This is a genomic window from Streptomyces sp. NPDC026672 (assembly GCF_040638185.1).
Lineage (GTDB): Bacteria > Actinomycetota > Actinomycetes > Streptomycetales > Streptomycetaceae > Streptomyces.
The window spans coordinates 16,411-31,114 of record NZ_JBEZXS010000004.1; the positions used below are offsets into that span (position 1 = coordinate 16,411).

The window sequence follows — 14,704 nt, forward strand, 5'->3', positions numbered from 1 at the left end:
ACTCCCCGTGTCCCGTCTTCTGTTCTCGGCCGTGTTCCTCTGTGTTCCCGGCCGGTTGGCCGCCCAGTCCCGGTCCCCGGCGACCTGCCCCGATTCGTGACGCTAGCACGCACCCCGCCGCGGGGCTCCCGGGTGGGTGCCCCCCGACGGGGTGCGGTGGCGGACCATGGGGCGCGGCTCAGCCCAGACGTGTCAGTTTGTCCGTGAAGCCCGGTTCGGCGAGATCCTGTCCGAGCGCCACCGGCACCTGCACCGCGCCGCCCGAACCGTCACCCACGGTGAGTGCGCCCACCTTGGTGCCCGCCTTCGCGGTGTGCGGCACGTCGTCCGCGGTGAACGACAGCTTCACCTTCAGCCCGGACCAGCCGACGGCGGTGACGTCCTTCGTGGCGACGACCGGGGTACGGCCCCCGAGCCCGTCGTCCACGTAGCCGACGACCGCGCCCTTCTTCAGGATCGTCGCCGTGCGCAGCGCGCCCTGCGCCGCCCGGATGAGCTTGTCGCCGCCGGACAGGGCCGCGCTCAGGATGGTGTTCTCCGGGCCGCCCGCGGGCTGGCGCAGCACCGCGCCGACGATGCGGTGGGTCTGGCCGCCCGCGTCCTTCTTCGCCGCGAAGACGAGGTTGCCCAGGGCGGAGGTGGTGGTGCCGGTCTTGATGCCGACGACGTCGTTGTGGCCGACGAGCTGGTTCCAGTTGGGGTGGTTGACGCCCTTGTAGTCGTCGTACGACATCATCGCCGCGACCTCGCGGAAGGCGGGCTGCTCCATCGCGGCCTTGGCGAGCTTCACCTGGTCCACGGCCGTGCTCACCGTCGAGTCGGTCAGGCCGGAGGGGTCGGTGTACGTCGTGTTCGTCATGCCGAGGCTCTTGGCGGTGGCGTTCATCTTCGTGACGAACGACTTCTCCGAGCCGGCGTCCCAGCGGGCCAGCAGCCGGGCCACGTTGTTGGCCGAGGCGATGAGGATGCCCTCCAGGGCCTCGCGCTGGGTGAGCGCGTCACCGGCCGTGACGTCCACGGTGGACTCCTGGCCGGCCTTCGACTGGTCCTGGGCGGCCTGGTCGATCTTTATCTTCGGCCCGTCGGCGCCGCTCTTGAGGGGGTGGTCGCGCAGGATGACGTACGCCGTCATCACCTTGGCGACGCTCGCGATCGGCACGGGCTTCTGGTCGCCGGAGGAGCCGAACGAGCCGACGCCCTGGACGTCGAGCGCGGCCTGGCCCTGGGCCGGCCACGGGACGTCCACCTCGGCGCCGTCGAAGGTGTACGTGTCCTGCGCGGTGAGGTCGAGCGCGGGCTTCGGGATCGGGCGCAGGGACTGTACGACCGCGAAGACGACCACCAGCAGGAGGACCAGCGGGGTCCAGATCTTGACCCGCCGGACGAGCGTGCGGATCGGGGTCTGCGGGGGCGGGGGAGTGTTGGTCAGCTCCGCGAGCAGATCCAGCGGCGGCTTGGGCGGCAGCGGCTGCTGGGTGGTCCGCGTGGGGTCGTCGAGGGGCTTCAGCGCGACGAACCTGCTGGTCCGCTCGGACTCCTCCGCAGGCGCCGCGGGCTTCTTCCCCCCGACCTTCAGCGTGGTGGTCGGCTGATCGACAACAGGCCGAGGAGCCTTGAGCATGGCAGTGGGCTGATCAACACCCCCACCCTTCGAATCGGCACCCCTCTTGGAGCCACCATCCCCCTTCGCTCCAGCGCCTCCCTTGGGGCTGGTGCCGGGGGCGGGCGTGGCGCCGCCCTTCGGGCCGGTGCCGGACTCGGCGTCGGCTCCGCCCTTGGGGCGGGCGTCGGCCGTGGACGCGGCGCCGTCCCTGGGGTCGGTGCCGGGGGCAGGCGAGGCGCCGCCCTTCGGACCTGAGCCGGAAGCGGGGGTGGTTCCGCCCTTGGTGGCGGTGCCGGGAGTGGGTGTGGCGTCGTCCTTGGGTTCGGTGTCGGCCTGCGAGCTGCCGTCGCCCTTCGGACCCGTGCCGGTCTTGGTGTCCGCGTTGCCCTGCGAGCGGGATCCGCTCTTGGGGTTGCCGCGTCCCTCCGCTTCGGTGCCGGACGCGGGGGCGGAGCTCTTCGCCGGGTCGGCGTCGCCCTTGGCGCGGGCGTCGTCCACCGGGCCGTCTCCGGCCTTGGACGCCCCGGCGTCGCCGCCCTTCGAGCCCGTGCCGGGCTTCGGGATGGCGTTTCCGTTCGATCCGGCGCCCGTCTTGGAGGCAGCGCCGCTGCCCTTCGCGTCGGCGTCGGCCTTGGACTCGGCATCGCCCGTGGGGGCCGCGCCGGTCTTGAGGCCGGCGTCTTCCGCCGGGGCGGCCCCGGGCTTGGAGGTGGTGTCCCCCTGCGAGCCAGCTCCCCCCTTGGAGTTGCCGCCTCCCTTCGGGCCGGTGCCGGACGCGGGGGCGGAGTCCTCCACCGAGTCGGCGTCACCCTTCGCCCCGGCGTCGCCGCCCCTCGGGTCGGTGGTGCCGTCCGGCTTCGGGGTCGTGTTCTTCCTCGCGGCGGCCTCGGTCGCGGAGCCGTCGGTGTCCTTCGGTGCGGCGGCGTCAACCTTTGGGGCCGTCGGGGCGTCACTCCTGGGGGTGGCGTCGGCTGTTGAGGCTCCGTCACCCTTCAGACCGGTGCTGTCCTTCGCCGCAGCGTCCCGCTTCGAGTCGTCGTCACCTCGCGCGCCGGCCTCGTCGGAGTCGCCCCGCTTCGGGCGAGGGCCGCCCAGGCTCAGCCTCGGGTCGGCGGCCTTCGGCCTGTCACCCGCCTTCGCACCGTCACCCTTCGAACCGGTGTCCGCCCCGGCCTTCTCGGAACGCGTGTCCGGCTCACCCGAACTGGTCGTCTTCGTGCCGGACCCGGCGCTCGCCTCGGTGTCCGTGCTCGTGCTGGCGTCGGTCTCCGGGCCGTCGGTCTTCGCTGCGCCGGGAGTCGTGTCTGTCGCGGAGATGGTGTCCTGCTTCGGGCTGGAGTCGGTCGGTCGGTCAGTGCTCTGCTCAGGCTCGCCCGGCGTACCGGAGGACGACGCCCCCGCACCCGTACGGGCACCGGCATCCTCGTCCCCCGCGGCTCCCGCACCGTCACCGACGCCCCCCGGGCCCCCGGAAGCGGCCTCAGCCTTGGCTACGACGCCCGTACCACCCTCCGAGGTTCCCTCGGCCGCACCGTCGCCGTCACCCGGCTCTCCGGGCCCACCAGGCTCTCCGGGCCGTACCCACGCCGCCACCACGGCCCGCAGACGGGATTCCTCCCCCGGTTCCCCCGGTTCCGCCGAATCCGCGGACGCGGACGCGCCCGGACCCCGGGACGTCAGCACACGCGTCCTCGTGTCCCCGGCACCGCCCCCGGCACCCCCGTCCCCGTTCTCGCCCCCGCGCCGGGATTCACGGGCCTCGGGAACCGCCGCCCCGCCCCCCGGCGTCGGTTCCGCCGACGACTCGCGCTGCTTCGACCTGTCGGGGGACTCGCCCGCCACCGATGCCTCCTCCATGTGCCGCACGTCCTCCGTGCGTCTGCCCTGCCGTCCGTCGAACCTGCCGAACCCGCCGAGGCCGCCCCGACAACGCCTCCCCGACGCTGTCCGAAGCATGTCCCAGTGTCCTGTGTGCGGGCTTGACCACTGCGGTAGACGAGAACGACATACCTACCGGTTCCCTTACGAACCGGTCACGCACCCTCGACAGACCAATGTGAGAGGGGTCACCCTGTCATTCATCCACGCGGGGAGGCATGGATGGGCAGGAGCCGCAGAACACTTCCGGAGGAGCTTCTGTTGCTGGCATTGGACCCGACCACGGGTACCACTGCGCAGCCGCAGTCGCTCGACCTCGGTCTGGCCGGAGCACAGCTAGTGGAGCTGGCGCTGGCCGGACGGATAGCCCCAGACGGGGATCGTATCGCCGTGGTCGTGCCACGGCCGACTGGAGATCCGACTTTGGACTGCGCGTTGGAGTTGCTGCGAAGGCGTGGCGCTCCGGTGCGGGCCGTTCACTGGATCGGCGGGCCACGCCTGGGGCTCCGCCAGACCTACCTCTCGCATCTGGAGCGGTGCGGCATGGTGCACGCCGTGCCGGGCCAGATGTGCGGGGTGCTGCCGACGACGCGGTACCAGGCGACGGACACCGCCATCAGCAGGGAGATCCGGTCGAGGCTGGATTCCGCGATCCGCACCGGCGTACCGCCGGACCCGCGGACCGCGGCGCTCGCCGCGCTGGCGCACGCCGTCGGCCTCGGCAAGCACCTGTACCCGGGCAATGAGGGACGCTCCTCACGGTCCAGGCTGCGGGACCTGATCAGGCACGACCCGATGGGCGGCCTCGTGGCGCACGCCGTGATGGACGTCCAGAACGGCGCGGTGGTACAGCCGCGCCGCGGTCCGGCGGCCCCGGCCACGGCCGGTCGTCCGACCGGTCCGGGCCCCCGGCCACCGGAACCCGCCAGGGGCGTGCCGATGCAGCCGAGGCACGGATCGATGGCACGCGCCGCGGTCCACTGACCACGGGCGGTACCGGCAGCACCGCAGTTGAAGACCGCACGACCGTACGACCGCACCGCCGCACCTACAGTCCCCAAGACCGGTACGGGAGCCGCTGGTCAGAGCGGGGCGGTGGGGCCGGGGAGACCCGGTTCCACCGCCCCGCTCGGCTGTTTGCGCCTTGAACTGACGCGTACGCGCCGCATATCCGCCGTTTCCCAGCGGTAGTAAGGACCTTGGTGGCAATCTGCTCAGCAGCAGATACGCAAAGTGCCAGGTACAACAGGTACGGGCAGTCAGCCGGAGGTGCGCGTCCCGTGGCGTCCAATGTCAATCCCACTGTCAGGCGACGCCGCCTGGGCCAGGAGCTGCGCAGGCTCCGTGAGCTCAAGGGCATGACGGCCGAGGAGGTCGCCGAGCGGCTGCTGGTCTCGCAGTCGAAGATCAGCCGGCTGGAGAACGGCCGCAGGAGCATCAGCCAGCGCGACGTGCGCGACCTGTGCGGGGTGTACGAGGTCGAGGACCAGCGGGTCGTCGACTCGCTGATGGAGATGGCCCGCGACTCCCGCCAGCAGGGCTGGTGGCACGCGTTCGGGGACATCCCGTACAGCGTCTACATCGGTCTGGAGACGGACGCCGAGTCGCTGCGCGTGTACGAACCCCAGCTCGTCACCGGCCTGTTGCAGACCCGCGCGTACGCGGAGGCCCTGGTGCAGGGGGCGTTGCCGGAGACCTCGTCCGGCGACATCGACAAGCGCGTCCAGGTGCGCATGCGCCGACAGGAACGTATCACCGCCGAGCACAACCCCCTTCGGCTGTGGGTCGTGCTGGACGAGGCCGCCCTGCGCCGGGTCGTGGGCAGCGAACTGGTGATGCGGGAACAGCTGGAGCACCTCATCGAGATGTCCCAGCTGCCCCACGTCACCGTGCAGGTCCTGCCGTTCGAGGTGGGGGCGCATCCGGGGCTCAACGGGCAGTACGCGATCCTGGAGTTCGCCGACGCCGCGGATTCGAGCGTGGTCTATCTGGAGGGCGTCACCAGCGACCTGTACCTGGAGAAGGCGCACGACGTCCAGCGGTACGCGGTGATGTACGAACATCTGCGGGCACAGTCCCTCAATGTCGAACAATCCAGACAGTTCATCTCGGATGTGGCGAAGGGGTACGCACGCTGACGCTTCGTCAGATGAAGCGCCGGATCGTACACCGATGTCCCGTTCCAGGGGAAGCCTCCCCTGGAATATGCCATCCACACGAGTGAACAGCTGCTCCGGAAAGGGAAGTTGCCGAGTAGCGTCGATCACGCCAACCGTTCAACTGGGCTGGCGTGAATCGCACTACAGCAACTCGCAACAGGAGTGGACATGGCACTGCTTCAGGGCGCCACGGAGACGTGGACGAAGTCCTCCTATTCCGCAGGGAACGGAGCCTGCGTGGAGGTCAAGTCGCCCGCGACCACGGACCTCGCCGTACGCGACTCCAAGGTCACCGAGGGCCCGGTCCTGGCCTTCCCCGCCGACGCGTGGAACGCCTTCGTGGCTTCGGTCAAGGCGTAAGGGGGCAACTCCGTCCTTGACCACCGTCACTAGACAACTCAACAGCACCACCACGAGCCCTCTCGACCAGCCGCCGTCCTAGCCGAGAGGGCTCAACCCTGTCTCGGCGCCCGACCGTGGTCCGGTGTCCGACCGTGGTCCGGTGTCCGCCGTGTCTCGGCGCACGGCCCCGGCTCAGCGCACGGGGAACGCCACGTCGCACACTGCGTCCCCGGGGCCCGCCGCGTCCCAGTCCGCGAAGTAGACCTCGCGGCACGGACCCGCCGGCTCCAGCCCCTCGGCCGCCAGCCACTGCTCCACCGCCTCGAACGCCGCCAGGATCTGCGGATGGGCCACCTGCGCCTTGGTGATCCGGGTGTACGCCAGCCTCTGCGCCGGCTCCACCCGTACGGCCGTGTTCCGGGCCCGCCCGGCCCGCGCCGCCCACTCCCGGGCCGCCGCCGCGTCCACGACGGGCACACACGCCTCCGCGGGGCCGTCGCTCTCCATGGACACCTCGGAGTGGTAGACGACGAACGGCGCCGCCGCCACGCCCCCGCACTCCCGCGCCGCCGTCTCCAGCCGGCACAACGACCCGCCGATCCAGGCCGGCAACTCGTCCGCCAGCGTGTGCCGGGTCTCGGTGACCACCACCCGCTCGGGCACGTCCACCGTCTCGACCACGAACTTCCCGTACATCTCGGAGCTCCTCCCCGACAGCCGTCCACGGAGGTACTCGGCGAGCGTCCGCTGTCCCGCGACCCGCGTCTCCACGTCCGCCCAGTAGGCGGCGACCCGGTCCGCGGCCTCGGCCCCGCCCGCGCCGACCACCTCGGCGATCAGCGCGAGCGGCATGTCCAACTGCCGCAGCAGCGCCACCAGCCGGGCCCGCTCGACCTGGTCGGCGCGGTAGCGGCGGTAGCCGCTCACCGCGTCGACGTGCGCCGGGGGCAGCAGCCCCAGCCGGTCGTACAGCCGCAGGGCCTTGGCCGACAGCCGGGCCCGCGCGGCGAACACGCCGATGGTGAGCAGTTCGTCGTCCACGCCGCCGTCCTCCGTCGCCGGGCGTCCGTCGCCCGGTCACGAGGACGGTCGACCCTGTCCCAGGGGCAGGGTCAACCCCCCGCCGCGATCAGGCGTTCCGGCGGACAGGTGCTCCCGTGGTGGTGCTTCCGTGGTCAGGTGCTCCCGCGGTCAGGCGAGGGCGCCCTCCACTGCCTTCACGACCTCCGCCGACTCCGGCTCGGTCTGCGGGGAGAACCGGCCGAGGACCGTGCCGTCCCGGCCGACGAGGAACTTCTCGAAGTTCCAGCGGATGTCCCCGGTGTGGCCCTCGGCGTCGGCGACGCCCACCAGACGCTCGTACAGCGTGTGCCGGCCCTCCCCGTTCACCTCGACCTTCTCGGTCATCGGGAAGGTCACGCCGTACGTCGCGGAGCAGAACTCGGCGATTTCGTCTGCGCTGCCGGGCTCCTGGCCCAGGAACTGGTTGCAGGGCACGCCGAGCACGGTGAAGCCCTGGGCGGCGTAGCGCTCGTGGAGGCGCTCCAGACCGCTGTACTGGGGGGTGAGGCCGCACTTGGAGGCCACGTTCACGATGAGCACGGCCTTGCCCGCGTACTGCGGCAGGTCCGCGGAACCGCCCTGGAGGGCATCGATCTCGACGTCGAGCACGGAGCCGTTGTCAGTAGTCATAAGCGGATGCTAACTCCGGTACATGTCGTCGTGGTGCCCGGCCTCCACCAGGACCTGCCCGGCCGCCGTCCGCGCGTACAGCACCGAGCGTCCCGCGCGCCGCCCCGCCACCAGACCGGCCTCCCGCAGCACCCTCAGATGCCGGCCGACCGAGCCCAGCCCCTGCCCGGTCACCGCCGTCACCTGGGACGTGCTCATGGGGGAGCCCAGCAGCACCAGCACCCGGGCCCGCGCCGTCCCGAGCAGCGCCCCCAGACTCGCGGGCACCCCGGGGTCGTCCGCGCCGGTCAGCGCCCCGGCGCACGGATAGATCACCGCGTACCGGTCCCCCTCCTTCCAGGACACCCACCCCTGCTGCGGTGTCACCGGCACGAACACCAGCTCCGCCCCGGCGATCTCGCGGGGCGGATACGCGTGCAGGTTCACCTGGAGCCGGTTCCCGCCCAGCCAGCGGGTGCGCCCCGGCCGCAGCGTGTCCAGCGCCGCCGCCCAGCCGCCCCGGCCCATCCGCGCCGTCCGCGCGACCACGTCGGCCTCCAGCACATGGCGGCGCCGGGTCCAGTACGGACGTACGGTCTCCTCCCACACGAACTGAAGGAGCGCGGCGGCCCGTTCGGGCAGATCGTCGCGGTCCAGGGCGGCCGGGAGCGCGCCCGCGAGGGACGTCCGCAGATGGGCGCGCGCCTCCGCCGGGACGGTCGTCCGGACCCGGGCCACCTCCTCGGCGAAGGTCTCGCCGTCCCGGGGCGGAGGCGTGAGGAAGTCGGCGATCCACTCCCTGCCGAGCCCGGAGCGCACCAGCAGCGCGGTCACCGGGTCCGCCGCCAACCGGGCCCGGTAGCCGGGCAGATGCGCGCGCAGCCAGCCGGTCTCCCCGGGGTGCGCGCCCGCCCCTGCGTGCAGCAGCTTCAGGCTCGCGAAGGTCTCGGCGAGCGGCGACAACACGAACCGGCTGCGCGCGAGCGTGTCGGCGTCGACCTCCCACCAGCCCATGAGCTCCCCCGGACGACGTGACGACGGACGACGTGACGGTCGTACACGCCCCTGTGCGCGCCCTGTGGCGACGAGAAGGGCGCGCACCCCTCGTGCACCCTCCTGCGCCCCTGGCACGGCCCGTACGCCCCCTGGGTGCCGCCACGGACGCCCGCCCGCCCGCTCGTGACGGCCACGGACGCACAGGCACCCCCGCGACGGACGTACGACGGTGCCGCAGGCCGCCCACCAACCTGCCCGTCCCCCCGCCGCCCGGCCAGGGTTTCGCGTGCGCGCGAAACAATAACGCCGGCCGCCGCCCGCCCCGAGACTCCCCGCATGCGCAGCTACCGCGACCTCTTCCGCACCCCGGAGTTCACCCCGCTCTTCCTCGCCTCCGCGTTCCAGACCGCCGCCGGGACCCTCGGCGGACTCGCCCTCGCCACCCTCGTGTACCGGGCGACACAGTCGCCGTTGCTGTCCGCGCTGAGCATGTTCGGCCCCTCGCTCGCCCAGGTGCTCGGCGCGACCCTGTTCCTGTCCGGCGCCGACCGGCTGCCGCCGAGGGCCGCGCTGGCCGGGATCTCGCTGTCCTTCGCGGCCGGCACGGCGCTGCTGGCCGCGCCCGGACTGCCGGTCGGCGCGCTCCTCGGGATCGTCGTCGCCCTCGGCCTGGTCTCCTCGCTCGGCGGCGGGGTCCGCTGGGGGCTGCTCACCGAGATCCTGGTCAAGGAGGGTTATCTGCTGGGGCGTTCGGTGTTCAACATGCTCGCCGGACTGACCCAGATCGCGGGGTTCGCGCTCGGCGGCGTCCTGCTGACCGTCGTGTCCCCGCGGGTCGCGCTGCTGCTGGCGGCGGCGCTCCACCTCGCGGCCGCCGCCGTCGCACGGTTCGGCCTCACCGCCCGCCCGCCGCGCGCCACCGGCCGGCCCTCGGTCGCGGTGACCCGGCGCACCAACGCCCTCCTGTGGTCCGACCGCCCGCGCCGCCTCACCTATCTCGGCCTGTGGCTGCCCAACGGCCTCGTCGTCGGCTGCGAGTCCCTCTACGTGTCGTACGACCCTGGCGCCGCGGGCACGCTGTTCGCCTGCGGGGCGCTGGGCATGTTCGCCGGGGACCTGACCCTCGGCCGGTTCGTGCCGGCCCGGGTGCGCACGCGGCTCGCGACACCGCTGCTGGTGCTGCTGGCGGCGCCGTACCTGACCTTCTTCCTGCACCCGGCGACACCCCTCGCGGCGGCGTGCGCGACCCTCGCCTCCGTCGGGTTCGGCGCGAGCCTGGTCCAGCAGGAGCGGCTGATGGCCCTCACCCCCGACGAACTCAGCGGCCACGCCCTCGGGTTGCACTCGGCGGGCATGCTCACCCTGCAAGGCGTGAGCGCGGCGCTGGCGGGCACGGTGGCCCAGTTCACCTCGCCCGCGACGGCGATGACGGCGATGGCGGGCGCGTCACTCACGGTGACACTGACCCTGGCGTGGGCGGACCGCCGAACTCCACGCCCCGCGCCGGCTCCGGCACCGCGCGGGGCCTGAGACGTGCTGGACGACCCGCAAGGGCAAACCGTTTGATCCCGTCGCCCGGGGTGCGATACCCATGCGACATGATCCGTGGGCAGAAGGTCGGGCTGCGCGCCCGTCACGAGGTGGACGTACCGGTGCTGCACGCCGCGCTCCACGACGACGTCGCGGGCCGCGCCCGCACCGACTCCCGCCCCTGGCAGCCGATCTCGGCCGGCTCCCCGCACTCGCCCTTCGCGGTGACCGCGCCGTCCGAGACGGTGGCGCAGTTCTCGGTGGTGGAACTGGAGTCCCAGGCGCTGGCTGGGGCCGCCCTGCTGTGGGGAGTCGACACCCACAACCGCTCGGCCCACCTCGGCCTGTCCCTCCTGCCCGAGTTCCGCGGCCGCGGCCTCGGCACGGACGTGGTCCGCGCCCTGTGCGTGTACGGCTTCACGGTCCGCGGCCTCCAGCGCCTCCAGGTGGAGACCCTCGCCGACAACGCCCCCATGATCGCGGCGGCCCGGCACAACGGCTTCACACTCGAAGGCACCCTCCGCCACGCGGCCTGGGTCCAGGGCGAATTCCTGGACGAGACGATCCTGGGCCTCCTGTCGACCGAGTGGCGAGCGGACCACTGACGGGGCTGGGCCGTACGAGGGAGAGCCTGCGGGTGACCCTGCTGGAAGTGGCTCTGGCGCAGCATCTGGCCTACGTCGGGCGCGGTCGGCGTTCTTCGCGTTCGTAGCGTTCCACCCGGCGGGCCAGCTTGGCGCGGTATCTCTCGGGGGAGTGGAGCGCCTGGGAGCGGCGGATCATGTCCTCCGGCGTGAGGCTCTCGGCGTAGTCCCGGAGCGCGGGCACCCGCAGGAGGGCGGCGCGCCGCGACTCGGCCTCCTCGACGGTCCCGAGCGGAGTGCCGTCGTTGCGCTCGTGGTTGCAACCCCAGTGCGTGAGGCGCACGTTGTCGACAGTGTCGGCGCCGCCGGCCGCGATGGCGCGGACGTGGTCGACGCTCGGCGACCGGGGGTCCGGATGCCGGTAGGTCCCGTTCCCGTCCACCGCGTCCCGGCACAGCCCACAGACCCAGCCGTCCCGCTCCCCGATCTCCTCGACCGTGTACCGCCCGGCGCCCCCCTTGTCCCGCACCCGCTCACGCCGCCGCCGGTCCTGGGCCCGCTTGGCGTCACCGCGCCGGGGCGCGGACGATTCCCCGTCGCTCATGTGCTCCTCGCCGACCACGCACGCCTCCTCGGCACTCTCTTCCCGATCCCGATCCCGATCCCGGTGTCGACGGGTTCCCCTTCGTGGCCTCCCGCGCCGAAGCAATCGTGCCCCGCACGGCCGACGGGCGAAAAACCACGGGCGTACGCCAATACCACGCGGGACCATGAGACATGAGCCCGGACGACTGGCATTTCACCCACGACCTCGACGTCTTCCTCGCCCGAGCCGGCGACTTCCTGCACTCGCGCCCCTCGCTCCACACGCTCCCGCTGACGGTGACCGAGACACTTCGGACACGCGGGCTGCACACGTTCGGCACGGAAGCCCCCGTCTTCGGCCTGCTGGAGCGGGCGGGCGAGGTCCGCGCGACCTGCTTCCGCACGCCGCCCCGCAACCTGAGCCTCACCCCCCTCACCCCCGAGGAGGCCGACGCCCTCGCCGCCCGTCTGGCCGGCCTCGGCCACCCCCTCCCGGGCGTCGGCGCCGACCACGGCACCGCCACCGCCTTCGCCGAGGCATGGCAGCGGCACACGGGCGCCACGCCGACGCTCCACGAACGGCAGCGCCTGTACCGCCTCGGCACGCTCACCCCGCCGGATCCGCTCCCGGAGGGCCGAAGCCGAGTCGCGGACGAGCGGGACCGCGACCGACTCATGCTCTGGCACGTCGAGTTCGCCGCGGCCGTCGGAGAGCCCGCCGCCACGGACGCCGGCCACTGGGCCGACGCGCGCATCGCCGACGGAGGCGTCACGTTCTGGGAGACCCCGGGCGGCACCCCCGTCTCCATGGCGGGCCGCACCCCGATGGTCGCGGGCCAGATCCGGGTGGCACCGGTCTACACCCCGGTCCACCTGCGCGGACGCGGTTACGCGGGCGCCGCGACGACCGAGGCGAGCCGCGCCGCGCTGGCCGCGGGCGCGGAGCACGTACTGCTCTTCACGGACCTGGCCAACCCCACGAGCAACGGCCTCTACCAGCGGCTCGGCTACCGCCCGGTCACCGACTTCGCGCAGTACGACTTCTGACGCCGACGGCCTCGTCGAACGCCCCCGGCATCCGGTAGCAGTACGCCACCAGCTCCCCGCGGTACGGCTCGAAGTCCACCCCTCCATCATGACGGCCCCACGGCCGACCACCGGAGTGACGCACGCCGACAGGTGCGACCGGTCGTAGATCACGCCGTCCACCGCACCCCACACGATGCCGAGCACCGCCGCGACGACCAGCACGTTGTTCCCCAGCCGTCCCCAAGTGGCCGACCACGGCGGGTGGGACTGCCCGAACGCCCCCGTGGTAGCCCCGGGATGGGAAGGTGGAGGGGCTCGCGTCCGTCCAGGGGAAGAGACCCGCCCGCATGGCCGTCATCCACCGCACCTTCGTCAAGCCGACCAAGCTGGAACTGCTCAACTTCTGGCTCCCGAACCGCCCTTGGTACCGGGGCGGCGGGGGCGAACCGGAGCTGACGAAGGCCGGCGGCTTCCGGCTGGACGACCCGGAGGGCGAGGTCGGGATCGAGTTCCTCGTGGTCACCGACGCCTCCGCCGCGCACCCGGTCACCTACCTGGTCCCCCTCACCTATCGCGGCGCCCCGCTCGACGGCGCGGAGCACGCCCTCGTCGGCACCATGGAGCACGGGGTCCTCGGACGCCGTTGGGCCTACGACGCCTGCCACGACCCCGTGATGGTCGCCCAGTTGGCGGCCCTGCTGGAGGGACGGGCACAGGCCCAGGCCCAGAGCACCAGCGACACCCTCGACCGGGAGATCACGGTCTCCTTCACCGGCGGGGACCCCGTCCCCACGGACTTCACCGCCACGGACGACGAAGAGGGCACGGCCCTGACCACACCCCACGGCCCGACCCTCCGCCTGCACCGAGTCCTGAACCCCACCCCGAACACCCCGGACACCCCGCTCACCGCTCCCCCGGGATCAACCGCCCACGTCACGGGCCCCTGGCAGCAGCCGGACGGCACCCGAACCCGCAGCCTGTTCGCCACACTCCACTCGACCGTCCGGCCGTGACAACGCCCACTGCTGGCGCCGTCGTCACTCACCAGAAGCCCACGTGGGTCCGGTTCCGTGGCGTTCACGCCCTGGACATCGGCAACGACCTGCGCGGATGCCGCCCGGTGCGATCGTGGGCCGTGGACCGCTGAACGCGCTCGACAGCACACGGGCGCGTGATCCGGCTCGGTCCGGCACCGGCTCCGAAACGGCTGAGCGATGGTGAGGAACCGATGAACCCGATGAACCCGAGTGACGTCGACCGTACCGACCACACCGCCGCCGACCATCAAGCCGGACATCAAGCCGACCATCAAGCCGATGCCGGGCCCAAGCCGCTGCTCGACACCCGCCAGACGGCCGCGGCGGGGGTGACGATGTGGATCTTCGTCGTCGCCCCGCCGGTCTCCCTGATCGCCGTGGTGCCGTTCGCGTGGGGATGGGGCCTGTCCGCGCTGGACCTCGGCATGGCCGTGGTGTTCTACGTGGTCTCCCTGGCCGGCCTCACCGTCGGCTACCACCGTCTCTTCACACACCGCTCGTTCAAGGCACGGCGGGGCCTGCGGATCGCCCTGGCCGTCGCGGGTTCGCTGGGGATCGAGGGCTCGCCCGTCCAGTGGGTGGCGAACCACCGGCGCCACCACGCCTTCGCCGACCGCGAGGGCGACCCGCACTCGCCCTGGCGCTACGGCACCGACACGCGCGCGCTGCTCAAGGGACTCCTCCACGCGCACGTCGGGTGGATGCTGAAGCGCGAACTGAGCAACCGGGCCAGGTTCGCTCCCGACATCGCGGCCGACCCCGATCTACGGCTCATCGGCCGGCTCTTCGGACCACTGACCGCCGTCTCGCTCCTGACCCCGGCGCTGGTCGGCGGATTGGTCACCGGCACCTGGACGGGCGCGCTGACCGGGTTCTTCTGGGCCGGCGTGATCCGGATGGCGCTGCTGCACCATGTCACCTGGTCGGTGAACTCGATCTGCCACGTCGCGGGCAGCCGCCCCTTCGCCAGCCGGGACAAGGCCACCAACTTCTGGCCACTCGCCCTGCTGTCCTTCGGCGAGAGCTGGCACAACTCCCACCACGCCGACCCCACGGGCGCCCGCCACGGAGTCCTCCCGGGCCAACTGGACCCGGCGGCCCGCCTGATCTGGCTCTTCGAAAAACTCCACTGGGCCCACGACCCCCACTGGCCAACCCCGGGGCGCCTGACACCTCGCCTACTGCCTAATTCGGGCAGCCCACAGGGCTCGTCGGGCTGACACCACCTGTGCGGCAGGTTGCTGCAGAACCTGCCGCACACTCGAGCGGGATCGAGGACTCCGAGGC

13 protein-coding genes are annotated in these 14,704 nt (G+C 72.4%); 8 read left to right on the forward strand and 5 right to left on the reverse strand.

The features are described from left to right. Positions 1-178 precede the first annotated feature (178 nt). Entirely contained in the window at positions 179-3,460 is a 3,282-nt protein-coding gene (locus AB0F77_RS04950; RefSeq protein WP_361941558.1) for a D-alanyl-D-alanine carboxypeptidase, read from the reverse strand. Between the two features lie 243 nt (positions 3,461-3,703). Between AB0F77_RS04950 and AB0F77_RS04955 the strand changes: the two genes are divergently transcribed. From AB0F77_RS04955 to AB0F77_RS04965, 3 genes are all read left to right on the forward strand, one after another. Further along, positions 3,704-4,465, forward strand: a complete 762-nt coding sequence (locus tag AB0F77_RS04955; protein ID WP_361941561.1) for a GPP34 family phosphoprotein — start codon at positions 3,704-3,706, stop codon at positions 4,463-4,465. 296 nt (positions 4,466-4,761) lie between these two features. Further along, positions 4,762-5,619 carry a helix-turn-helix transcriptional regulator gene (locus tag AB0F77_RS04960; RefSeq protein WP_361941564.1) on the forward strand — a complete coding sequence of 286 codons (858 nt, stop codon included), beginning with the start codon at positions 4,762-4,764 and terminating at the stop codon, positions 5,617-5,619. Positions 5,620-5,808: 189 nt separating this feature from the next. Then, positions 5,809-6,000 (forward strand): DUF397 domain-containing protein, encoded by a 192-nt coding sequence (locus AB0F77_RS04965; protein ID WP_361941567.1) that lies wholly within the window; start codon positions 5,809-5,811, stop codon positions 5,998-6,000. 174 nt (positions 6,001-6,174) lie between these two features. Here AB0F77_RS04965 and AB0F77_RS04970 read toward each other — a convergent pair whose 3' ends face one another. The 3 genes from AB0F77_RS04970 to AB0F77_RS04980 form a co-directional block, all read right to left on the reverse strand. After that, on the reverse strand, positions 6,175-7,023 hold the full coding sequence (locus AB0F77_RS04970) for a MerR family transcriptional regulator (protein ID WP_361941570.1): 849 nt from the start codon (positions 7,021-7,023) through the stop codon (positions 6,175-6,177). A gap of 150 nt (positions 7,024-7,173) precedes the next feature. After that, a complete protein-coding gene (locus AB0F77_RS04975) occupies positions 7,174-7,674 on the reverse strand; it encodes a glutathione peroxidase (protein ID WP_361941573.1) in 501 nt (166 codons plus the stop codon). Between the two features lie 9 nt (positions 7,675-7,683). Then, on the reverse strand, positions 7,684-8,667 hold the full coding sequence (locus AB0F77_RS04980) for an ArsR family transcriptional regulator (RefSeq protein WP_361941576.1): 984 nt from the start codon (positions 8,665-8,667) through the stop codon (positions 7,684-7,686). A 318-nt stretch (positions 8,668-8,985) separates the two neighbouring features. On the opposite strand from AB0F77_RS04980, the gene AB0F77_RS04985 reads away from it, so the two are divergent. Next, a complete protein-coding gene (locus tag AB0F77_RS04985) occupies positions 8,986-10,179 on the forward strand; it encodes an MFS transporter (protein ID WP_361941579.1) in 1,194 nt (397 codons plus the stop codon). Between the two features lie 68 nt (positions 10,180-10,247). Further along, entirely contained in the window at positions 10,248-10,784 is a 537-nt protein-coding gene (locus AB0F77_RS04990; RefSeq protein WP_361941583.1) for a GNAT family protein, read from the forward strand. Positions 10,785-10,854: 70 nt separating this feature from the next. Here AB0F77_RS04990 and AB0F77_RS04995 read toward each other — a convergent pair whose 3' ends face one another. Beyond that, a complete protein-coding gene (locus AB0F77_RS04995; protein ID WP_361941586.1) occupies positions 10,855-11,367 on the reverse strand; it encodes an HNH endonuclease signature motif containing protein in 513 nt (170 codons plus the stop codon). Positions 11,368-11,540: 173 nt separating this feature from the next. Here AB0F77_RS04995 and AB0F77_RS05000 point away from each other — a divergent pair, with 173 nt between their 5' ends. The 3 genes from AB0F77_RS05000 (at position 11,541) to AB0F77_RS05010 (ending at position 14,637) form a co-directional block, all read left to right on the forward strand. Next, positions 11,541-12,395: a GNAT family N-acetyltransferase gene (locus AB0F77_RS05000; protein ID WP_361941589.1), complete on the forward strand. Its 855-nt coding sequence runs from the start codon at positions 11,541-11,543 to the stop codon at positions 12,393-12,395. Positions 12,396-12,724: 329 nt separating this feature from the next. Further along, positions 12,725-13,393: a 1,4-alpha-glucan branching protein gene (locus AB0F77_RS05005; RefSeq protein WP_361941592.1), complete on the forward strand. Its 669-nt coding sequence runs from the start codon at positions 12,725-12,727 to the stop codon at positions 13,391-13,393. Between the two features lie 224 nt (positions 13,394-13,617). Then, on the forward strand, positions 13,618-14,637 hold the full coding sequence (locus AB0F77_RS05010) for a fatty acid desaturase (RefSeq protein ID WP_361941595.1): 1,020 nt from the start codon (positions 13,618-13,620) through the stop codon (positions 14,635-14,637). The last annotated feature ends 67 nt before the right edge of the window (positions 14,638-14,704 follow it).